A 20,253-nucleotide genomic window follows, 5' to 3' on the forward strand; every position below is an offset into this window, starting at 1 on the left:
AGAACAAGGGAGGCTGCAGCCATGCCCAATGAAACCACCCCCAAGGGATACTGGGTGGCCCATGTGGATGTGAACGACATGGAGCGCTATCAAGCCTATATCAAGGCAGCGCGGCCGGTGCTGGAGGAGTACGAAGCCAAGTTCCTGATCCGCGGCGGCGAGCGGGAAGTGCGTGAAGGCGCGTTCAAGGCCCGCACCGTTGTCCTTGAATTCAAGGATTTCGAAACCGCTAAAGCCTGCTATGATTCCGTGGCTTATCAGAACGCCAAGGCCTTTCGCGATCTGGTCTCGACGGGTGATATGCACATCATCGAAGGGTACGGCGGCTGAAGCCGTCTGCCCTGCTGCTCTGCCAGAGGTCTGCCGATGCCCTTGCTCAAGAAATTCTTTCAAGCGTTCCGCCCGTCTGAGCCGCCCGCCCTTCCCGACCCGGATGCCGAACTGGCGCTGGGGGCGCTTTTGGTGCGGGTGGCGCAATCAGACCGTGACTACAAGCTGGAGGAGATCAGCCTGATCGACCGGATCCTGGCGCGGCTTTACCAGCACAACGCGATTGAGGCCGCCAAGGTGCGCGCCACTTGCGAAAAACTGCACGCAGCAGCGCCCGAAACAGACACTTTCGGCCGACTGATCCGCGAGACCACCGGGCTGGAGGAACGCCTGGCGGCGCTGGATGCCCTGTGGGAGGTGGTGCTGGCAGACGGCAACGAGCACGAGGGCGAAATCACCATTATTGAGGACGCGCGCAAGGCTATGGGCCTGTCCTATGCCGACAGTGAAAAGGCCCGCGCCCGAGCGGTTGAGAAATTCAGCGGCACAGCGGGGGAGAGCTGATGTTCAAGGAACTGCTGAACCGGCTGCTGGAGCCCGCCCCTGCGCAGCTGGATGACGAAGGCGCAAAACTGGCGCTGACGGCGCTGCTGGTGCGAATAGCCCGCTCCGACCACAATTATTCCGAAGTGGAGAAGGACCGCATCGACCGGATCCTGACTGCCCGCTACGGGCTGGACACCGGCGGCACGCTGATCCTGCGCGAACAGGCGGAGGCCATGGAGGCTGAGGCACCTGATACCGTCCGCTTCACCCGCGCCATCAAGGACGCGGTGGCCTATGAAGACCGCACCGGCGTGGTCGAGGCGCTGTGGCAAGTTGCGCTGGCCGACGGGCACCGGGACGCCAATGAGGACGCACTGCTGCGGCTGTCCTCCAGCCTCTTGGGGGTTTCCGATGTGGACAGCGCCATGGCGCGCAAACGGGCAGAGGCTGCGAAATGATTGCACATCTAGGCATGTACGACCGCCCGGAAACCGCAGCGGCAAACGACAGGTTCTGGACGGAGATACGCAAACACCTCAGCGGCGGGCCAGAAACGCTGACCCGCGGTGCGGATTTCTGGCAGGTTTGGAAATCCCCGGATCTGCTGCTCTCGCAAACCTGCGGTTGCCCCTACCGCACCCGGCTTTACGGAGAGGTGGAGCTGGTGGGCACTCCCGACTACGGCCTTCCCGGCTGCGAACCCGGCTATTACAACAGCGTGTTTATTGCCCGCAAAGAAGACGCAGGCCAGCCGCTGTCCGCCTTAGCTGGACGCCGCTTTGCCTATAACGAATCCCTGTCGCAATCGGGCTGGGCCGCGGCGATGGTGCACCTGCACGACCGCAGTATCCTGCCCGGCGCGCTGGTGGAAACCGGCGGCCACCGGCTGTCTGCCGAAGCGGTCGCGGAAGGCCGCGCCGATTTTGCCTCCCTAGATGCGCTGACCTGGGAGTTGATCCGGGAACACGACACCTTTGCCGCCGGCCTGGCCGAGATTGAGCGCACAGTGCCGACGCCCACCCTGCCCTATATCACAGCCCTGGGCCGGGATGCGGATGAGCTGTTCACCGCCATTGAAACGGCCATCAGCGAATTGGATGCAGACACCAAGGCATGCTTGCATCTGAAGGGGCTGGTGCGGTTCACCCCCAGCGACTATCTCGCGGTGCCGACCCCGCCCGGCCCGGTGCTGACCGAACAGCGCATCCGTGCAGCGGAGCTGACGTAGCCGCCGCCTCCGAAATGGGCCGCCAAATCCGCCGTTTTGACAACTCAGACAGCAGCTTGTGCGGTTTGAACGTTGCATTCGGTCTTTTTTTCGGTCCAATAAGAACGAATTTCCACTCACAGGGACAACGACACCTTGACCGATACAACGCCCGTTCTGCAAATCCGCGGCCTGCATAAATCCTATGGCGAGCTGGAAGTGATCAAAGGCGTCGACATCACCGCCAAGAAAGGCGACGTGGTGTCGCTGATCGGGTCTTCGGGGTCTGGCAAATCCACTTTGCTGCGCTGCTGCAACCTGCTGGAGGACAGCCAGCAGGGTGAAATCCTGTTCAAGGGCGAACCGATCACCTGGACCGGCCAGGGGCTGGCGCGCCGCCCGGCTGATGCCAAGCAGGTGCTGCGCATCCGCACCAACCTGTCGATGGTGTTCCAGCAGTTCAACCTGTGGGCCCATATGACCATCCTTCAGAATGTGATGGAGGCCCCGGTCACCGTGCTGGGCCGCGACAAGGCAGAGGTTGAGGAGAAGGCCCGCCACTATCTGGCAAAGGTCGGCATCGGCGACAAATGCGACGTCTACCCGGCGCAGCTGTCCGGTGGCCAGCAGCAGCGCGCGGCGATTGCCCGGGGCCTGTGCATGGAGCCGGAGGCGCTGCTATTCGACGAACCCACGTCGGCACTGGATCCTGAGCTGGAGCAGGAAGTGGTCAAGGTGATCAAGGATCTTGCCGCTGAAGGCCGCACTATGCTGATCGTGACCCACGACATGAAAATGGCGGCCGATGTGTCCAGCCATGTGGTGTTCCTGCACCAGGGCCTTATTGAGGAAGAAGGTTCACCGGACGAAGTCTTTGGCGGCACCCGCTCCGAACGGTTGCGGGCGTTCTTGTCATCGACCCGCCATGAGCAATAAAAACGAAACCAATAACCAACCAAAAATGGGAGTAACTCGATGAAATCACTGATCCTTGGCACCGCCGCCCTGGCGCTGACCGCGGGCATGGGCCTGGCGGACACCGTGCGCCTGGGCACCGAAGGCGCCTATGCGCCGTGGAACTTCGTCAACGACGCCGGCGAGATCGACGGCTTCGAGCGCGAACTGGGCGATGAGCTGTGCAAGCGCGCAGAACTGACCTGCGAGTGGGTCAAGAACGACTGGGATTCGATCATTCCGAACCTGGTTTCCGGCAACTACGACACCATCATCGCCGGCATGTCGATCACCGACGAGCGCGACGAAGTCATCGACTTCACCCAGCCCTACACGCCGCCGGATCCGTCCGCATATGTGGCGCAGTCGGCTGACGTCGATCTGGCAGGCGGCGTGATCGCGGCCCAGGCCACCACCATCCAGGCGGCCTTCATCGCCGAGCAGGGCTGGACCCTGGTCGAATTCGCCACCCCGGAAGAAACCGTCGCAGCCGTGCGCAACGGTGAAGCTGACGCGGTTCTGGCCGACAAGAGCTTCCTGGACACTGTGGTCGGCGACGACCTGGTGATGCTGGAGAAATCCGAATCCCTGGGCGGCGGCGTTGGCATGGGCTTCCGCGAGTCGGATGCAGACCTGCGCGGCAAGTTCGACGCGGCAATCCAGTCGATGAAAGACGACGGCTCGCTGAACGAACTGATCGCCAAGTGGGAAGTGTCCTCACAGTGGTAATCTGATCCTGTTTCAGGATCTTGCAGGCCCGCGAGCCGCGGCACGCGGGCCTCATTCATTCGCTTCCGGCACCAAGCGTGCCGGGCGTGAGCACAGAAAGACAGGGTACATATGTTTTCCTATTGCACGGACCCATCCACGCTTGAGGGGCTGAGCTGGCTCAGCTGCTATCTGACCACCGGCAAGCATGTGAACCTCTACATCTCGGTCTTTGTGGTGCTGACACTGCTGGCGATCACCGCCCCGACAGCCCTGCTGTTCGGTTTCGGCGCTGCCAGTGCCGCCCGCTCGAAATTCCTGCCTCTGCGCTGGTTCGGCAAAGGCTACACCAGCATTGTACGCGGCGTGCCGGACATTGCCTTCTTCCTGTTCTTCGTCATCGCGCTTGACCAGGCGTTTGAGTGGATGCGCCACAAGGTGAAATGCCCGGACTGGGACCAGCCGATCCGCCAGGGCATCGACTTTGTGGTCTGCGACGCAGCCAAGCTGCCGCTCTCGACCTCGCCGCAGTGGGTGCATGAAACCTATGGCTTTTTTCTGGCCGTCCTGACCTTCTCCATCGTCTTTGGCGCCTTTGCGGCCAACGTCCTTTACGGGGCGATGCGCGCCGTGCCGCGCGCCCAGATTGAAACGGCTGAGGCCTATGGCATGACCCACCGCCAGGCATTCTGGCGCATCCTGGTGCCGCAGATGTGGGTCTATGCACTGCCCGGCCTGTCGAACCTGTGGATGGTGCTGATCAAGTCCACGCCGCTGCTGTTCCTGCTGGGCGTTGAAGACATCGTCTATTGGGCCAAGGAACTCGGCGGCACCAAGACCGCGCGCTTCACCGACTACCCGCACCCGAACTGGCATGTTGAATACTTCTTCGCGCTGCTGGTGTTCTACCTCTGCTTCACCAAAGTCTCCGAAGTGGTTCTGGACCGCATCATGACCCGCCTGACCAAGGGCCAGGCCACCGCAGCGGGTGAAGCACAAAGAAAGGCAGCGGCATGAGTTGCGTTGAAACCATCCAGGCCTATGCCTTCCGTTCCCTGGGCTTTGGCGAACGGCTGCTGCCGCGCGGCGAATACACCCTGTGCGAGCATTTCACCCTGATCGGTTCCGGCCTGATCTGGAACGTCTACTTCGGCGCACTGGCGCTGATGACCGGCTTTTTCCTGGCAGTCGCCCTGGCGGTCGGTAAGTCCAGCCCCAACCCGCTGTTCCGCAAGCCCGCAGAGTGGTTCATCTTCGTGTTCCGCGGCAGCCCGCTGTTCATCCAGTTCTTCTTTGCCTACGCCTGTTTCCTGAGCCTCAAAAGCGTGTCCAGCTTCTTTGATCCGTTCACATCGGCCTGGCTCGGGGCGCTGGTTGTACTGTTCTGCAATACCGCAGCCTACTCGGGCGAGATCTTCTATGGCGCACTGCTGTCGATACCAAAGGGCGACATCGAGGCCGCCGATGCCTATGGCATGACCGGCTGGAACCGCTTCCGCCGCATCACATTCCCGACCATGCTGCGGCTGGCCTGGCCTGCCTACACCAACGAGGCGATCTTCCTGTTCCATGCCACCACACTGGTGTTCTTCTCCGGCTTCCCGGCCTGGCGGCAGCAGGGCGATGCACTCTATTACGCCAGCTATTTCGCGGACAAGACCTTCAACCCGTTTGTCCCCTACCCGATCCTGGCCTTCTACTTCATCCTGCTGACGCTGGTGATTATCAGCCTGTTCGGCTTTGTGAACCGGCGGCTGAACAAGCATCTGCCGCAGGAGCGGCGGGCCAAGCCCAGACTGAGGATCAGCCTGATCCGCTAACAACAAAATGGCTCCCTCGGGAGCCATTTTTGCTTTTAACGGAGGCCCAGACAGCTTCTCTGCATGGCCAGATGCGCCCATTCGCACCGACAATCCACCAGCTGCACGGCCATCACATCGAACTTTTGATCAAATTATCTTGGCGAATGGATTTCCATAGGCTAGGGTTGGCGCAACGCATTCATGGAGCCCCAAATGGACCTGCCCGGACTGAAGACAATCCGCATTGCCGCCTGTGATATGAACGGCCAGATGCGTGGCAAGCGGCTGCCCGCAAGCCAGGCCGGAAAGCTGGAAAGCGGCGGTGCCCGGATGCCGGTTTCCGCCCTCAACGTCGACCTGTGGGGCCGCGACGTCGAAGACAGCCCGCTGGTTTTTGAAACCGGCGACGCTGATGGCGTGATGCTGCCCACCAACCGCGGTCCGGTGCCGATGCCCTGGCTCAAGAGTGCCTCGGCGCTGGTGCCCATGGCGATGTACTGGGAGGATGGCTCCCCTTTCCTGGGCGACCCCCGCCATGTACTGGCAGACGTGCTGTCGCGCTACAGCGCACGCGGCTGGACCGTTGTCGCCGCGACCGAGATGGAGTTCAGCCTTCTGGATGACAGCGGTGCCCGCCCGGCCCCGCCGATTGACCCGCTGACGGGCCGCGAGCTGGATCAGCAATCGGTGCTGTCGATTGCCGAACTGGACGCCTTTGACGAGTTCTTCTCCGATCTCTACGACGGCGCAGAGGCGATGGGCATTCCCGCCCAGGACGCCATTTCCGAGGCCGGCCTCGGGCAGTTCGAAATCAACCTCCTCCACCAGGAGGCCATGCGCGCCGCCGATGATGCGTGGCTATTCAAGGCTTTGGTCAAAGGGCTTGCGCGCAAACACGGATTTGCCGCGACCTTCATGGCCAAACCCTATGCCGAGGAAGCCGGAAACGGCATGCATGTGCATTTCTCGGTCGAGGATCAGGACGGCAACAACATCTTTGACGACGGCAGCGACAAAGGGTCTGATCTGCTGATGCACGCGGTGGCCGGCTGTCTGGCAGCGATGCCCGCCAGCTCACTGATCTTTGCCCCGCACGGCAACTCCTATGACCGGTTGGTGCCCGGCGCCCACGCCCCGGTCAGCGCCGCTTGGGCCTATGAAAACCGCACCGCCGCCATCCGTATTCCCGGCGGCAGCCCCAAGGCACGCCGGATCGAACACCGGGTCGCAGGCGGCGACATCAACCCCTACCTAATGCTGGCTACTGTGCTGGGTGCAGCATTGGCCGGGATCGAGGACAAGATGCAGCCTCCAGCGCCTTCCGAGGGCAACATTTATGAGATCGAGGGCCTGCCGCAGCTGGCCGCCGACTGGGAGACCGCGATCAACTGGTTTGACACCGACCCGCTGATTGCACGCATCCTTCCGGACCTCGCCATCCGCAATCTTGTGATGACCAAGCGGCAGGAGCTCATTGGCTTTGCGGAACGCCCCATGGAGAGCCATTGGCTGTCTTGGCTGGAGGCGGTATAAACCCGCTTTGCCTGCGGCGCCCGGGAAGCCCCTTGCCCGCCCCGGCATCCTCGGCTAGGCTCAATTTGATCAAATTTGGTGACTCATGAAAATCGGCATCCTGCAAACCGGCCACTCCCCCGAAGACCTGTTCGGAGACTTCGGCGATTACGACGCCATGTTCCGCGATATGCTGGACGGCAACGGATTTGAGTTTCAGACTTGGGCGGTGGTGGACGGCATTCTGCCGGACAGCCCTCAGGACGCCGACGCCTGGCTGATCACCGGCTCCAAGCACGGCGCCTATGAAGACCACGCCTGGATCCCTCCGCTGGAGGATCTGATCCGCGCCATCCATGCACGCAAACAGCCGCTGGCGGGCATCTGCTTCGGCCATCAGATCATCGCCCAGGCGCTTGGCGGCAAGGTCGAGAAGTTCGAGGGCGGCTGGGCCGTCGGCCCGGTCACCTATCAGGTGGACGGCAAGGACCTGACCCTGAACGCCTGGCATCAGGACCAGGTGGTGAAGCGGCCCGAAGACGCGCGGGTGCTGGGCGGCAATGAGTTCTGCCGTAATGGCATCCTTGCCTATGGCGACCACATCATCTCCTGGCAGCCCCACCCCGAATTCCCCAACGCCTTCGTGGGCGGCCTGATTGATAAACGCGGCCGCGGCGTGGTGCCTGACGACCTTCTGGATCGTGCAGCCGCCGAGCTGGACACCCCCGTAGACAACCAAGATATCGCAACCCTCCTCGCAGATTTTTACAGGAAAGAGAGGACCTAATGTCAGCCTGGCTCGACACCCTTCCCGAAGCAGCAAAAGCCTATCTGGAGGGGCGTCGTCTCGACGAAGTCGAATGCGTTATCTCGGACCTTCCCGGTATCGCCCGTGGCAAGGCGGTACCGGCATCGAAGTTCGCAAAGACCGACTATTTCCATCTGCCCGACAGCATCTTTTACCAGACCATCACCGGGGACTGGGCGGATGCCGCGGACGAGGACGGCTGGATCGAAAAGGACATGACCCTGAGGCCGGATATGTCCACGGCCACCGCTGCGCCCTGGACCGGCGACTGGACCCTGCAGGTGATCCACGACGCCTTCGACCGGCATGACCAGCCGATCCCCTACAGCCCGCGCAACGTGCTGAAGCGCGTGGTGCAGCTGTACCGCGATAAGGGCTGGAAGCCGGTTGTGGCACCTGAGATGGAATTTTTCCTGGTCGCCCGCAACATCGACCCGGCCAAGGAGATTGAGCCGATGATGGGCCGCTCCGGCCGCCCGGCTGCGGCGCGTCAGGCCTATTCGATGACTGCAGTGGACGAGTTTGGCCCGGTGATCGACGACATCTATGACTTCGCCGAGCATCAGGGCTTTGAGATCGACGGTATCACCCAGGAGGGCGGCGCCGGCCAACTGGAAATCAACCTGCGCCACGGCGACCCGGTGAAGCTGGCGGACGAGGTGTTCTACTTCAAACGGCTGATCCGCGAGGCTGCGCTGCGCCACGACTGCTTTGCCACCTTCATGGCCAAGCCGATCGAGAATGAGCCCGGTTCTGCCATGCATATCCACCATTCGATCCTGGATGTGGAGACCGGCCAGAACATCTTCTCCGGCCCGCAGGGCGGCGAGACGGACGCGTTCTACAACTTCATCGCCGGGCTGCAAAACCATCTGCCTGCAGGCATTGCCGTGATGGCGCCCTATGTGAATTCCTACCGCCGCTACGTGAAGGATCACGCCGCGCCGATCAATCTGGAATGGGCGCGCGACAACCGCACCACCGGCATCCGCGTGCCGCTGTCGGGGCCGGAAGCGCGGCGGGTGGAAAACCGCATCGCCGGCATGGATTGCAACCCCTACCTGGGCATCGCCCTGTCGCTGGCCTGCGGCTATCTCGGCCTGGTCAACGAGGAACGCCCGCGCAAGCAGTTCAAGGGCGACGCCTATGAGGGCGAAGGCGATATCCCTCAGGTGATGGGTCAGGCGCTTGACCTGTTCGACGAGGCCACGGAGCTGCACGAAGTGCTGGGCCCAGACTTTGCCCGCGTCTACTCCATCGTGAAGCGCGCGGAGTATGAGGAGTTCCTGCAGGTCATCTCCCCCTGGGAGCGCGAGCATCTGCTGATGAACGTCTGAAGCCGCAGGCGCTGCGCCCCGGTGCAGCGCCTGTGCAATTGAGTATTTGGGCAAAGAAGAACAGCGGGATCCCTTCCGGGAAATCCCGCCAACAGGTGAGGTGCGGGATGGCGATGAACCTGCTCTATTCCAATGACCGCAAAGGCGAGTATCCAAACAGCTGGTATGCGGCGACCGCCGCGCTGCTGGAGCGTTTTCCGGAGCTGAAAAACGATGTAAGGGCGGAAGTGTGCATCGTCGGCGGCGGCTACACGGGCCTGTCTGCTGCACTGCATCTGGCAGAGGCCGGCCTGTCCGTTGTTCTGCTGGAAGCGCAGCGGGTGGGCTTTGGCGCTTCGGGCCGCAACGGCGGCCAGCTCGGCAGCGGCCAGCGGATGGAGCAGGACGGGCTGGAAAAGCTGGTCGGTTTGGATGATGCCCGTAAGCTCTGGGATCTGGCCGAAGGTGCCAAGGATCTGGTGAAGGATCTGGTGGCCCGCCACGGCATCGACTGCCACCTGAAGCCCGGCGTCGCGCACGCCTGTTTCTCCAAGGGCGAAACGGCGCATGAGCACGCCTACGCGGAACATCTGCAAAACCGCTACGGGTATGATCAGATCGAACTGCTGGACCGCGACGCGATGCAGGCGCTCTGCCCGTCACCCGCCTACGTTGGCGGCTCTCTCGATATGGGTGCGGGCCATCTGCACCCGCTGGCCTACGTTCTGGGTCTTGCCCGCGCAGCCGCAACTGCAGGAGCTGTCATCCACGAAGGCAGCGAAGTTCTGGACATTCAGGAAGGCAGCCAGCTGCGCATTCGCACCGCGGGCGGCACTGTGACAGCAGATCACCTGATCCTGGCCTGCAACGGTTATCTCGGCGGGCTGAACGGCCAGGTCGCTGCGCGGGTTATGCCGATCAACAACTTCGTGGTGGCGACCGAGCCGCTGGGCGATGACGCCGCCCGTGTTCTGGCCCGCGACGTGGCGGTCGCTGACACCAAGTTCGTGGTGAACTACTTCCGCCTCAGCCATGACAAGCGGCTGCTGTTCGGCGGCGGCGAAAGCTATGGCTACCGGTTCCCGGCAGACATCTCCGCCACCGTCCGCAAGCCGATGGCGGAGATCTTCCCGCATCTGAAGGATGTGCAGATCGACTATGCCTGGGGGGGCACCCTGGGCATCACCATGAAACGGATGCCTTATCTGGCAAGGCTGGCGCCCAATGTGCTGACAGCCTCCGGCTACTCCGGCCACGGTGTCGGCACCGCCACCCATGCGGGCCAGTTGATGGCACAGGCGATTCAGGGACAGGCCGAAGGGTTTGATACCCTGGCCCGCGTCCCTGCCCCGCGCTTCCCCGGCGGGCCGCGGATGCGCTCGCCGCTGCTGGTGCTGGCGATGACCTGGTTTGCCATGCGCGACCGGCTGGGCGTCTGAACAGCGGCCTGAGCCGGATTCCGCGCAACTCCGCAACAATTCTGTGAAATTTTGCCGGGCGCAGCAGATTCCGCTGCGTCCGGCCTTGGCTTCCCGGAAAGTTAGTTTTACATTTCCCAAAGAAACAATTCAGGATTTTGAAATATGGCTCTGCCGCCCAACGTTCATGACGCTGAACCCATTCCCGCAGCCGCCCGCGACGCCATCGATGCCCTGATGCAATCAGGCGACCTGTTCCGCTACACCGCGCCCCAGGATGCGCCGGTCACGCTGCTGGAACAGGAATATGCGGAGCTTCTGGGCTGCAAATATGCGCTGGCGGTGTCTTCCTGTTCGGCGGCTCTGTTCCTGTCTTTGAAGGCGCTTGGCCTGCCCCGCGACGCCCGGGTGCTGATCCCGGCCTTCACCTTTGCCGCCGTGCCCTCATCCGTCGTGCACGCCGACTGCGTGCCGGTGCTGTGCGAGGTGGCTGACAACTACCGCATCGACATGGCTGATTTCGAAGCCAAGCTGGACAGCGTGCAGGCGGTGATCATCAGCCACATGCGCGGCCATACTTCTGACATGGACGCGATCATGGCGCTGTGCGACGCCCGCGGCATTCCAGTTGTCGAGGACGCCGCCCATTCGCTGGGCACCACTTGGAACGGCCGGAACATAGGCACCATCGGCAAGGTGGGCTGCTTCTCCTTCCAGTCCTACAAGATGGTCAACGCCGGCGAAGGCGGCATCCTGATCACCGACGACGCCGACCTGGTTGCCCGCGCCGTGATCATGTCCGGTGCTTATGAGCACAACTGGAAAAAGCACAAAGGCCCGCACGGCGAAAACACCCCGGACCTGGAACAGGCCTTTGCCAAGTGGCAAAACCAGCTGCCGCTCTATAACCTGCGGATGAGCAACCTCTCTGCCGCAGTGATCCGCCCGCAGCTGCCGGAACTGGCCCGCCGGGTGCGCGACGGCCTCGCCAACCACGATTACGTGGCGGAGCGGCTGAACGCCTCCCCCTTCTTTGACGTGCCCGCACCGCTGGGGCCGGAGCGCCGGGCGCCGGATTCAATCCAGTTCAACCTGGTGGATCTCAGCGAGGCACAGACCCGCGCCTTTGCCGCCGCAGCAGAGGCCAAGGGCGTCAAGGTCCAGGTCTTCGGCCTGTCCACCGACAACGCCCGCGCCTTCTGGAACTGGCAGTTCCTGGGCAATGTCCCTGAGCTGCCCCAGACCCGTGACATGCTGATGAAGGCCTGCGACGTGCGCCTGCCGGTGCGGCTGACCCGGGCGGAGCTGGACGTGATTGCCGGCATCCTGCTGGCCGCCGCAGAAGAGACCATGGGCAAGGCTGCCGCCTGAGAAAATCAGTGCTTTAGCGAATACCAGCCCCGGCCTCCGCGCCGGGGCTTTTCGCGATTGCAATCCAGGCTTGTGCCGTCCACGGTGCCGCTCATGAAAGGCCCATTGAAATTCAAACGGCGCCCGGCCACCGCGCTGGTGGCGATGGCAAACTCCCTGAGCATGGGCGATGCAGTCCCCGGTGATGAGCTGCGCCAGATCATTGGCGCGGTTGTATCGGACCGCGCGGAACGGGCGGCGCTGCTCGCCGCGCTCCGTGCGTCCAACGACCCGGACTGCGGCCTGGCCGTGGCCGACCTGCTGACCGCCTTTGCCACCGAGGCGGCAGAGGCGGAAGCCCAGGCCCGCGACGCGGATCAGGTTATCGGCCAATGGGCGCAGCGTCTGGCCGCCGGCGCGCTGCTGGCTAGCTTTGGCGCCACGATTGCAGACACGGTGACCGGCGGGCTGGCCTTTGGCCTCACCCTGCTGTCTTTTTCAGGATTTGTTTTTGCCACCGCCTCCCGCATCGGCGGAAGGGTGAAAATGCGCCGCCGAGCGCAGGAGCGGGAAAGCGCCGAGACCCTTGCCCGCCACGTGCTGGAAGCAGGCAAACTGAAGAAGGAGGGGAAGTGATATGGAATTTTCAGCTTTCCTGCCCTATATTGGCTGTGCAAACGGAGAAATGCATGTTTGAAGCCATGGGACTTGAGACTGTCATCGTCAGCACGATCGTCGGCGCCTGCGCCCTGTCTTTTGGCGCCAGCGCCTATCTTTTCATGCGCGCGCGCCCCGCTGCGGAGGCAAAGGACCTGGACAAGATCGTCCAGAACGCTCCCTATCACCGGCTGCACAACGTGCTGAAGGTCGACGCCGGCTCCTGATCCGCACTCGCATGTACCTGCCCGTTGAAAAAGCCCCCGCCGAACCGGACAGGGGGCTTACCTTTAGGCTGTGCTTTCAGCGCTGGGCGATGCGCCTCATTTCATCTTCGACAGTTTATCCTGCAGCGCTGCCAGCTGTTTCTTGATGTCGTCCAGATCTTCGCCGCTGCTGTCGGACTTCTCTTCCTCAGCACCGCCGGTCCAGCCCGCGGCACCGAAACCGCCGGTCATTGCCTTCAGGAACGCCTCCTGCTGCGCCTTCATCGCCTCGAACCCGGGCATCTTGGACATCGGGTTCATAGCGGTCATGTTCTCCACCATTTTCGACTGGCTTTCTCGCAGCATGTCAAAGGAGGTCTGCAGGAACTGCGGCATCACCCCGCCGCCCGGCACCATGTAGCTGCGCACCAGGTCGTTGAGCACATTGACCGGCAGAACATTCTCGCCGCGGCTTTCATGCTCGGCGATGATCTGCAGGAGATACTGGCGAGTCAGGTCATCGCCAGTCTTCAGATCGACAATCTGCACTTCTCGGCCTTCCCGGATGAACCCCGCGATATCCTCCAGCGTGACGTAATCGCTGGTCTCGGTGTTATAGAGCCGCCGGCTCGCATACCGTTTGATCAGCAAGGGTTTGTCCTGTTCTGCCATGTGATCCCTCCCCGGTCATGACGCATTGCAGCGAAGCCTATGCCAGCGCAGAACAAAAGGGAAGCCTTGGCGTGTTTTCCGCAACAATTGTTCTGTACAGCCCTGCTGCAGCTGCATTCAAAGCGCTTGACCTGAACCTGGCTTGAGCTTTTATGAGTGATCCCGCACCAGAATCCGAAGCGGGAGAGCATACAGTAATGAAAGTCCTGATCCTCGGCGGCACCGGATCCATAGGCACCGCCGTTACCCAAGAACTGATCCGCCACGGTCATGATGTGACCGGTCTCAGCCGGTCGGAGCTGTCGGACCGCAAACTGGAAAGGATGGGCGCCCGCCCCCTGCGCGGCGACCTGCGCACCCCTGGCGCCTGGGCCCGCGAGGCGGCCCGCACCGACGGCCTGATCCAGCTTGCCGCAACCTTCGAGGATGACATGGCTGAGGCAGACACTGCAGCTGTCACCGCAATCCTGCAGCAAGCCGCCCTGCGGCCGGAGCCGCTGCGGATGATCTACACAGGCGGCTGCTGGCTTTATGGCGCGACCGGCAGTCAGATCGCGGATGAGACCAGCCCAATGCGCCCGATTAAACCCTTTGCCTGGATGCAAAAGAACGCCCGCCTGGTACTGGCCTCCCCGGACATCTCAGCCGCGGTGATCCACCCAGCGCTGGTCTATCACGAGGACGGCGGCGCCTTCTCACGCTACCTGGCGGCTGCCAGCGAAGCCAAGCCGTTCGAGATCTGGGGCAGCATCTCCACCCGCTGGCCGCTGATCCAGCGTGAAGATCTGGCCCGCGCCTACCGGCTGCTGCTGGAAAACCCAGACCTCAGCGGTCACTTCAACGCCAGTGCCCAGGATGGCGTTCCGGTTGCCGAGATCACCCGTGAAATCGCCCGCCGCCGCGGCCATGATGGCGGTTATGTGGTACGCAGCCTGAAACATGTGCTGTGCAAATACGGCAGCTGGGCGGAAGGCCCCACGCTGGACCAGCAGATGGGATCCGAAAAGCTGCGCCGCCTGACCGGCTGGCAGCCCCGGTTTTCCAGCTTCCACACTGCGCAGTTTTGAAGACAGGCCAGAACCCATTGAAGAAATATCATATTATTTGCATCTAAATTCCCGCAAAAAACTCTCAATATGATATAATAAAGGTCAGGTCTTTGAGTCTGTGGTGGCGGGGAATATGGCTGACCAAGGGGACAGACAGAGACAAGCTGCCATACTGATCGCTGACGTGGCCGGTTTTTCCGCGATGGTGGAAACCGGAGAAACCGAGGCCGTTTCCGCGGTGCGTAAACTGGCCGACAAGGTCATCGTGCCCGCAGCGCTTCAGTATTCGGGCCAGCTTGTCAAAACACTGGGGGACGGCTTTCTGCTGGAGTTCCCTTCCTCCTTGCAAGCCGTGAAGGCTGCCTTGTTGATCTCCAAGAAAACCGCAAGCCAGGGCACCAGCCTTGGGCATCCGCGTCTGGCCTTGCGGATGGGGATCCACACCGGGAATGTCATCTCTGCCGGTGACGACCTGTTCGGAAACTGCGTCAATATTGCAGCCCGGCTTGAAAGCCTTGCAGGTCCTGGCGAAATCTGCGTTTCGGGCACTGTGCAAGAACAGGTCCGCGGCCGGATCAACGCTGCCTTCGACGATCTTGGCCTGCAGGTCATCCGCAATATCTCCGATCCGGTGCGGATCTTCCGCATTGCCGAAAACACCATGCCGCAGCTGGATCCCGAAGGCCCGGCCTATGAAATCTCCGTTGCGGTGCTGCCGTTTGCCGGCAAACCCGCTGCCGCAGACAGCGCCAGCAGCCTGGCGGACTCGCTGACCGAAGATATCACAATCGGCCTTTCCAGGTTCCGCGAACTGCGGGTGATCTCCCGCACTACGGCTCTGCGTTATGCCAGCAGTGCCTCGGAGACCTCCCTTGCCGCTGTTGAACTGGGCGTGCGCTACCTGGCTGAGGGCACCGTGCGGCAGCTTCCTGGCAAACTGCGGGTTGCGGTCTCGCTGGCGGATGGCATCAGCGGCAGCACTCTGCTCAGCGAACAATACCACTTGGCAGCTGGTGCGGATATCACCCAGCAGGACGCGCTGGCCCGGCAGATCACCCAAACTCTTGCCGGACAGCTGCAGGCCACCGCAAAGCGGAGGTCGGCTGCAATTGCCGCAGCAAGCACTCCCCTGACCGCGCGGGAGCTTGTTCTCAGAGCCAAGGCGCTGATCCTGGATACCCGCGATGCGCTGATGCAGTGCCGCAGCCTGTATCAGCAGGCCAGCGACTCCGATCCCGGAAATGCCACAGCCTGTTCAGGGCTCGCTCTGACCTATCTGGTGGAATGGATGAGCGGCTGGGGTAAGTCACCCGCGGAAACCCTCGACCGGGCCTTCCCGCTGCTGCGCCGTGCAGCGCGTATCGACCCGCTGGACAGCGTTGCCCAGCGGCGCCTCGCGGTCATGCACCTGTTCAAGGGCGAGTTTTCACTGGCAGAGGATCATTTCCAGCGTGCGCTGGCGCTTAATCCGAATGACACCGACGCCATGGCCTTCCGCGGTTTGTCCCTGGTTTATCAGGGCATGCCGGAAAAGGCGCTTGCCGAGCTGGATGAAGCCACAGCACGCAACCCGTTCCATCCGACCTATTTTCATTGGTTCAAAGGGCTGGCGCTATACATGTGCCGGGAATACCAGCCGGGCATCTCAGAGGTGAACAAGGCGGTCGGCCTGTTTCCGGGGTTCCCGGCACCGCGCCGCCATCTGGCAGCCTGTTACGGCCAGCTGGGTGACCGTACCGCCGCAGCCCAGGAATGCGGGCGCATCCTGCAGCTGGAGCCCGGGTTCTCAGTCAGCCGCATCCGCAGCACGCTGCCCTTTGCCAAGGAAGAAGACCTGGAGCATTACTGCGACGGGCTGCGCCGCGCCGGGCTGCCGGACTGACCTCCCCTGAAACGCAAAAGGACAGGCCTTGCGGCCTGCCCTTCTTCACAATCCGGCTCCGTCAGGGAGGAGAGCGAGGGCCGGATCGTGGTCGTTCTTACTTGGCAGCTGCCGAAGCTTTCTTCGCTGCAGAGGTCACCTCTTCGGTGGCCTTTTTCACGGCAGCGGTTGCTTCTTCGGTTGCGTCTTTGCCGGCCGCCATCATCAGTTCGACGGTGTCCATCTGGACTTTCTTTGCAACTTCAGCAAAGGCAGCCATGTTCTCGGCAGCCACTTCAGCGGAAGCGGACGCGAAATCGGTTGCGGCCTTGGCATAGTCTGCCGGGTCAGCCTGAACCTTGGAAACGTCGCTCAGCTTGGCGATGGTTTCTTTGGTCCACTTGTTGGAGATCTCGGCGGATTTGCCGGCGGCGTCCAGTGCAACAGCGGACAGCTTCTCGTTCAGAGCTGCGGTGTTCTTGAATGCGTCTTCCATCGCTTTGGTGTCGACCGGGAAGGCGCCCATGAAGTCTTTCATCATCGCGGTGAAGTCTTGGGTCTTTGCCATAGTTCTAATTCCTCAGAAAGCTGCAGCAGGACCATCCTGCGCTCTTAGCATGAAGGGAATATGCGTGCCGCATCGCAGCATTTCAAGAGATTTTTGCTGCAGTGCAGAAAAAAATTTTCTGCACCTGCAAAATCAACGGTTTGCTTTCACCTTCACATAGGATCCCGGGGCCGGCATCAAAGAAGGGAAGCCCGAATCCCCCACCTCGCGGGCGGGAACCTGCTTGCCTGCGCGCTTCTTGAGCCAATCGTTCCAGCGCGGCCACCAGGAGCCCTCGTGGTAATCCGCGCCTTCCAGCCAGGCCTCCTGATCCCCCTTCAGATCGTCATTGGTGTAGTGGCCGTATTTCTTCTTGCTGGGCGGATTGACGATGCCGGCGATATGGCCGGATTCCGACACGATGAAGCTCTTGCTGCGTGACCCCATCTGCTGCACGCCGGCATAGCAGTCTTTCCAGCGGGCGATATGGTCAGTCTCGCAGGTGATCGCCATCAGCGGCACATCCACATCCTTGATATGCAGCTTGTGGCCCATCAGCTCGAACCCGTCGCCAACAAACTCGTTGTTCTGGCAGAGGCCCCGCAGATACTGCACCGCCATCCGGCCCGGCAGATTGGCACCGTCGCCGTTCCAGTAAAGCAGATCGAATGCAGGCGGCGTCTCGCCCATCATGTAGCTTTTCACAGCCGGGCCGTAGATCAGGTCCTTGGAACGCAGGAACGACATGGTGCGCGCAATCACCCAGGACCGCAGCAGCCCTTCTTCCTCCACCTGCGCCTCGATCCCGTCGACGAAATCGTTCTGCAGGAACGGCGTGAACTCGCCCTGATCGCCGAAGTCCGTCAGCGTGGTAAAGAAGGTGGCCGATTTCACCGACTTGTCGCCGCGCTGCTTCAAGAGCGACAGCGTCAGGCTCAGCGTGGTGCCGGCAATGCAATAGCCCACTGCATTGACCTGATCGGTCTTACAGATCTCCTTGGCGGTCTCGATTGCGGTCAGGAAGCCCTCCTGAATGTAATCCTCCATCCCCACGTCGGCATGACTGGCGTCGGCATTGACCCAGGAGACCACAAACAGGGTGTAGCCCTGCTCCGTCACCCATTTGATCAGGCTGTTCTGCGCCTTGAGGTCGAGGATATAGAACTTGTTGATCCAAGGCGGGAACAAAACGATCGGCGTCTCATGCACGGTCTCGGTCACCGGCTTGTACTGGATCAGCTCCATCATCCGGTTGCGGTAGACCACGTCGCCCGGCGTGGTGGCGATGTTGCCGCCCAGCTCAAAGGCGCTCTCATCCGCCAGCCGCACCACAAGCTCGCCATTATTGGCTTCCAGATCGGTGACCAGGTTCTCCAGCCCGTCGATCAGCGACTGGCCTTCGGTTTCCACCGCCTTTTCCAGCGCGTCCGGGTTGGTGGGCAGGAAATTGGTTGGCGCCATCATCTCGATGATCTGATCGGCGAAATAGGTCAGCCGCTGCTTGTCCTTGCGGTCCAGGTCCACCGCATCCTGCACCGCCTTGCGGATCGCATCTGCGTTGGTCATGTACTGCTGCTTCACGAAACTGAAGTACGGGCTGCTCTCCCACAGCGGATTCGAAAAACGGCGGTCCTTCGGGCCGCCGTCATCCGTGCTCTCCGGTTTTCCAGCCAGGGCTTTCTGCGCTTCTGCGAAATTCAGCACAGACTTGCTCCAGTATTCGACCTGCTGCTCAAGGATCTTGGCCGGGTTCTGCATGGCTTCGGCCCAATAGGCAGTTGCTGCACGCGCATAAAGCTCTTGATTCGGACCGTCCAAAGCCGGGTTATGCGGCACCTTCCGGGACATGACATCGGCCAGACGCTTGCTCAGCTCCTCCACACGGGTCATGTTTTCCTTAAGCTTTTCAATACTCTCAGAATTGGCCGCTGCGGATAATTCGTCACTAGTTGTCATATAAAAGAATCCCTCATAGGCTTTCTGCTATGCAGAATACTCTTCTGCATTTTTCAGGGCAAAGCGGCGATTGGTCCGATAGTCCGGATTTGATGGTCCGATGACGCAGGGGCAAAGCCCGAAGGAGACGCGCATGCGATACATGATGACCTACGACCTGATGGAGACCGTCCGGAACACCAACCAATGGTTGGGCGCCACGGCCCTCTCCATGGCATCTTACCCGGTCTTTTCCGCCTTGCCAAACCCTGCCCTCAGCTGGATGGCCGCCTGGGGCGAAGTGACGGAACGTACTTACCAGCGCATGGTGGTGAAACCCGACTGGGGTATTCCCTCCTTCACCTGCGAAGACGGCAAGGACCATGTGGTTGAAATTGCCAACGTGGTCGAGCGCCCCTTTGGCGACCTCATCCATTTTAAGGTCAGCGGACGCGAGGAACAGCCCCGCAAGGTGCTGCTTGTTGCCCCGATGTCCGGCCATTACGCCACCCTCCTCCGCTCTACCGTGCAAAGTCTGATCAGAAACTGTGAAGTCTATGTGACGGACTGGCACAACGCCCGCGACATCCCTGTTTCCGCAGGGAAATTCGATGTTGAGGATTACACGCTCTACCTCGTTGATTTCATGCGCGAGCTGGGACCGGACATCCATGTTGTTGCGGTCTGCCAGCCGGTGCCGTTGACCCTGGCCGCCACCGCCTATCTGGCAGAGCAGGACCCCAAGGCGCAGCCCTCCTCGCTGACGCTGATCGGCGGCCCGGTGGACCCGGACGCCACCCCGACCGAAGTCACCGACTTTGGCCGCCGTGTCACCATGGGCCAGCTGGAGGAAACCATGATCCAGCGCGTCGGCTTCAAATACCCCGGCGTGGGCCGCAAGGTCTATCCCGGCCTCTTGCAGCTTGCCTCCTTCATGTCGATGAACGGTGAACGCCACTCCAAGGCCTTCATGGACCAGATCCAGCGGGTGTCCCGCGGCGAAGCATCCGACCACGATGCCCACAACCGGTTTTATGACGAATATCTCGCCGTGATGGACATGACGGCGGAATTCTACCTGTCCACCGTCGAACGCATCTTCAAGAACCGTGAGATCGCCCGCAATGAATTCGTGGTGAACGGCCACAAGGTTGATTTCTCCAAGATCACCGATGTGGCGGTGAAAACCGTCGAAGGCGCCAAGGACGACATCTCCGCTCCCGGCCAATGCATCGCCGCGCTGGATCTCTGTACCGGTCTGCCGGAAGAGAAGAAGGCCAGCCATGTGGAACCGGGCGCAGGCCACTATGGCATCTTTGCCGGCCGCAGCTGGCGCAACAATATCCGCCCGCTGGTCATCGACTTCATGAATGCCAACAGCCGCAAGAAGCCGGCAGCTCACAAACCCGCCAACAAGAACACGGCTGCCTGAATA

The 20,253-nt window shown here is 61.6% G+C and carries 21 protein-coding genes; 18 read left to right on the top strand and 3 right to left on the bottom strand.

Annotated features, from left to right (window positions below):
* Nucleotides 1–21: 21 nt before the first annotated feature.
* From RA21_RS10925 to RA21_RS10995, 15 genes are all read left to right on the top strand, one after another.
* Nucleotides 22–330 (top strand): DUF1330 domain-containing protein, encoded by a 309-nt coding sequence (locus RA21_RS10925; RefSeq protein ID WP_019295581.1) that lies wholly within the window; start codon nucleotides 22–24, stop codon nucleotides 328–330.
* Between the two features lie 42 nt (nucleotides 331–372).
* Nucleotides 373–834 (top strand): tellurite resistance TerB family protein, encoded by a 462-nt coding sequence (locus tag RA21_RS10930; protein ID WP_036761872.1) that lies wholly within the window; start codon nucleotides 373–375, stop codon nucleotides 832–834.
* Nucleotides 834–1,274, top strand: coding sequence for a tellurite resistance TerB family protein (locus RA21_RS10935; protein ID WP_019295583.1), 441 nt, complete (start codon nucleotides 834–836; stop codon nucleotides 1,272–1,274). The genes RA21_RS10930 and RA21_RS10935 overlap by 1 nt, the downstream gene beginning before the upstream one ends.
* Entirely contained in the window at nucleotides 1,271–2,044 is a 774-nt protein-coding gene (locus RA21_RS10940) for a phosphate/phosphite/phosphonate ABC transporter substrate-binding protein (protein WP_019295584.1), read from the top strand. Before RA21_RS10935 ends, RA21_RS10940 begins: the two co-directional genes overlap by 4 nt.
* A 135-nt stretch (nucleotides 2,045–2,179) precedes the next feature.
* Nucleotides 2,180–2,959, top strand: coding sequence for an ABC transporter ATP-binding protein (locus RA21_RS10945; RefSeq protein WP_039148764.1), 780 nt, complete (start codon nucleotides 2,180–2,182; stop codon nucleotides 2,957–2,959).
* 39 nt (nucleotides 2,960–2,998) lie between these two features.
* On the top strand, nucleotides 2,999–3,706 hold the full coding sequence (locus RA21_RS10950) for a transporter substrate-binding domain-containing protein (RefSeq protein ID WP_019295586.1): 708 nt from the start codon (nucleotides 2,999–3,001) through the stop codon (nucleotides 3,704–3,706).
* 111 nt (nucleotides 3,707–3,817) lie between these two features.
* Nucleotides 3,818–4,702 (top strand): ABC transporter permease, encoded by an 885-nt coding sequence (locus tag RA21_RS10955; protein ID WP_019295587.1) that lies wholly within the window; start codon nucleotides 3,818–3,820, stop codon nucleotides 4,700–4,702.
* A complete protein-coding gene (locus RA21_RS10960) occupies nucleotides 4,699–5,505 on the top strand; it encodes an ABC transporter permease (RefSeq protein WP_039148767.1) in 807 nt (268 codons plus the stop codon). Before RA21_RS10955 ends, RA21_RS10960 begins: the two co-directional genes overlap by 4 nt.
* Before the next feature lie 195 nt (nucleotides 5,506–5,700).
* Nucleotides 5,701–7,020 carry a glutamine synthetase family protein gene (locus tag RA21_RS10965; RefSeq protein WP_039149095.1) on the top strand — a complete coding sequence of 440 codons (1,320 nt, stop codon included), beginning with the start codon at nucleotides 5,701–5,703 and terminating at the stop codon, nucleotides 7,018–7,020.
* Nucleotides 7,021–7,105: 85 nt separating this feature from the next.
* Nucleotides 7,106–7,786: a type 1 glutamine amidotransferase gene (locus tag RA21_RS10970; protein ID WP_039148770.1), complete on the top strand. Its 681-nt coding sequence runs from the start codon at nucleotides 7,106–7,108 to the stop codon at nucleotides 7,784–7,786.
* Entirely contained in the window at nucleotides 7,786–9,144 is a 1,359-nt protein-coding gene (locus RA21_RS10975; protein WP_039148773.1) for a glutamine synthetase family protein, read from the top strand. Before RA21_RS10970 ends, RA21_RS10975 begins: the two co-directional genes overlap by 1 nt.
* Nucleotides 9,145–9,251: 107 nt before the next feature.
* A complete protein-coding gene (locus RA21_RS10980; RefSeq protein ID WP_193748065.1) occupies nucleotides 9,252–10,562 on the top strand; it encodes an NAD(P)/FAD-dependent oxidoreductase in 1,311 nt (436 codons plus the stop codon).
* Nucleotides 10,563–10,706: 144 nt separating this feature from the next.
* The gene (locus tag RA21_RS10985; RefSeq protein WP_039148777.1) at nucleotides 10,707–11,912 is read left to right on the top strand and encodes a DegT/DnrJ/EryC1/StrS family aminotransferase; all 1,206 of its coding nucleotides are present in this window, start codon (nucleotides 10,707–10,709) and stop codon (nucleotides 11,910–11,912) included.
* Nucleotides 11,913–12,005: 93 nt separating this feature from the next.
* Complete coding sequence (locus RA21_RS10990) at nucleotides 12,006–12,527, top strand: hypothetical protein (RefSeq protein ID WP_241477344.1); 522 nt, start codon at nucleotides 12,006–12,008, stop codon at nucleotides 12,525–12,527.
* A gap of 65 nt (nucleotides 12,528–12,592) precedes the next feature.
* Nucleotides 12,593–12,775, top strand: a complete 183-nt coding sequence (locus RA21_RS10995) for a hypothetical protein (RefSeq protein ID WP_241483500.1) — start codon at nucleotides 12,593–12,595, stop codon at nucleotides 12,773–12,775.
* A 96-nt stretch (nucleotides 12,776–12,871) separates the two neighbouring features.
* On the opposite strand, the gene phaR is transcribed toward RA21_RS10995, so the two are convergent.
* Nucleotides 12,872–13,426 carry a polyhydroxyalkanoate synthesis repressor PhaR gene (gene phaR, locus RA21_RS11000; RefSeq protein WP_039148783.1) on the bottom strand — a complete coding sequence of 185 codons (555 nt, stop codon included), beginning with the start codon at nucleotides 13,424–13,426 and terminating at the stop codon, nucleotides 12,872–12,874.
* 197 nt (nucleotides 13,427–13,623) lie between these two features.
* Here phaR and RA21_RS11005 point away from each other — a divergent pair, with 197 nt between their 5' ends.
* Together RA21_RS11005 and RA21_RS11010 are read left to right on the top strand one after the other, a co-directional pair.
* The gene (locus RA21_RS11005) at nucleotides 13,624–14,493 is read left to right on the top strand and encodes an NAD-dependent epimerase/dehydratase family protein (protein ID WP_039148785.1); all 870 of its coding nucleotides are present in this window, start codon (nucleotides 13,624–13,626) and stop codon (nucleotides 14,491–14,493) included.
* Nucleotides 14,494–14,608: 115 nt separating this feature from the next.
* Complete coding sequence (locus RA21_RS11010; RefSeq protein WP_036761864.1) at nucleotides 14,609–16,357, top strand: adenylate/guanylate cyclase domain-containing protein; 1,749 nt, start codon at nucleotides 14,609–14,611, stop codon at nucleotides 16,355–16,357.
* A 97-nt stretch (nucleotides 16,358–16,454) separates the two neighbouring features.
* Here RA21_RS11010 and RA21_RS11015 read toward each other — a convergent pair whose 3' ends face one another.
* Both RA21_RS11015 and RA21_RS11020 read right to left on the bottom strand, forming a co-directional pair.
* Complete coding sequence (locus RA21_RS11015; protein ID WP_019295600.1) at nucleotides 16,455–16,904, bottom strand: phasin family protein; 450 nt, start codon at nucleotides 16,902–16,904, stop codon at nucleotides 16,455–16,457.
* 132 nt (nucleotides 16,905–17,036) lie between these two features.
* Complete coding sequence (locus tag RA21_RS11020) at nucleotides 17,037–18,839, bottom strand: PHA/PHB synthase family protein (RefSeq protein WP_039148788.1); 1,803 nt, start codon at nucleotides 18,837–18,839, stop codon at nucleotides 17,037–17,039.
* 133 nt (nucleotides 18,840–18,972) lie between these two features.
* Between RA21_RS11020 and phaZ the strand changes: the two genes are divergently transcribed.
* Nucleotides 18,973–20,250 carry a polyhydroxyalkanoate depolymerase gene (gene phaZ / locus RA21_RS11025; RefSeq protein ID WP_039149101.1) on the top strand — a complete coding sequence of 426 codons (1,278 nt, stop codon included), beginning with the start codon at nucleotides 18,973–18,975 and terminating at the stop codon, nucleotides 20,248–20,250.
* Nucleotides 20,251–20,253: the final 3 nt, after the last annotated feature.

Source organism: Leisingera sp. ANG-DT (genome assembly GCF_000813785.1).
Lineage (GTDB): Bacteria > Pseudomonadota > Alphaproteobacteria > Rhodobacterales > Rhodobacteraceae > Leisingera.

Bases quoted from the DNA above. Each gene is read 5' to 3' on its own strand.
- RA21_RS10925 (WP_019295581.1), top strand. From the start codon at position 22: ATGCCCAATGAAACCACCCCCAAGGGATACTGGGTGGCCCATGTGGAT.
- RA21_RS10935 (WP_019295583.1), top strand. From the start codon at position 834: ATGTTCAAGGAACTGCTGAACCGGCTGCTGGAGCCCGCCCCTGCGCAG.
- RA21_RS10940 (WP_019295584.1), top strand. From the start codon at position 1,271: ATGATTGCACATCTAGGCATGTACGACCGCCCGGAAACCGCAGCGGCA.
- RA21_RS10950 (WP_019295586.1), top strand. From the start codon at position 2,999: ATGAAATCACTGATCCTTGGCACCGCCGCCCTGGCGCTGACCGCGGGC.
- RA21_RS10955 (WP_019295587.1), top strand. From the start codon at position 3,818: ATGTTTTCCTATTGCACGGACCCATCCACGCTTGAGGGGCTGAGCTGG.
- RA21_RS10960 (WP_039148767.1), top strand. From the start codon at position 4,699: ATGAGTTGCGTTGAAACCATCCAGGCCTATGCCTTCCGTTCCCTGGGC.
- RA21_RS10965 (WP_039149095.1), top strand. From the start codon at position 5,701: ATGGACCTGCCCGGACTGAAGACAATCCGCATTGCCGCCTGTGATATG.
- RA21_RS10970 (WP_039148770.1), top strand. From the start codon at position 7,106: ATGAAAATCGGCATCCTGCAAACCGGCCACTCCCCCGAAGACCTGTTC.
- RA21_RS10975 (WP_039148773.1), top strand. From the start codon at position 7,786: ATGTCAGCCTGGCTCGACACCCTTCCCGAAGCAGCAAAAGCCTATCTG.
- RA21_RS10980 (WP_193748065.1), top strand. From the start codon at position 9,252: ATGGCGATGAACCTGCTCTATTCCAATGACCGCAAAGGCGAGTATCCA.
- RA21_RS10985 (WP_039148777.1), top strand. From the start codon at position 10,707: ATGGCTCTGCCGCCCAACGTTCATGACGCTGAACCCATTCCCGCAGCC.
- RA21_RS10990 (WP_241477344.1), top strand. From the start codon at position 12,006: ATGAAAGGCCCATTGAAATTCAAACGGCGCCCGGCCACCGCGCTGGTG.
- RA21_RS10995 (WP_241483500.1), top strand. From the start codon at position 12,593: ATGGGACTTGAGACTGTCATCGTCAGCACGATCGTCGGCGCCTGCGCC.
- phaR (WP_039148783.1), bottom strand. From the start codon at position 13,426: ATGGCAGAACAGGACAAACCCTTGCTGATCAAACGGTATGCGAGCCGG.
- RA21_RS11005 (WP_039148785.1), top strand. From the start codon at position 13,624: ATGAAAGTCCTGATCCTCGGCGGCACCGGATCCATAGGCACCGCCGTT.
- RA21_RS11010 (WP_036761864.1), top strand. From the start codon at position 14,609: ATGGCTGACCAAGGGGACAGACAGAGACAAGCTGCCATACTGATCGCT.
- RA21_RS11015 (WP_019295600.1), bottom strand. From the start codon at position 16,904: ATGGCAAAGACCCAAGACTTCACCGCGATGATGAAAGACTTCATGGGC.
- RA21_RS11020 (WP_039148788.1), bottom strand. From the start codon at position 18,839: ATGACAACTAGTGACGAATTATCCGCAGCGGCCAATTCTGAGAGTATT.
- phaZ (WP_039149101.1), top strand. From the start codon at position 18,973: ATGCGATACATGATGACCTACGACCTGATGGAGACCGTCCGGAACACC.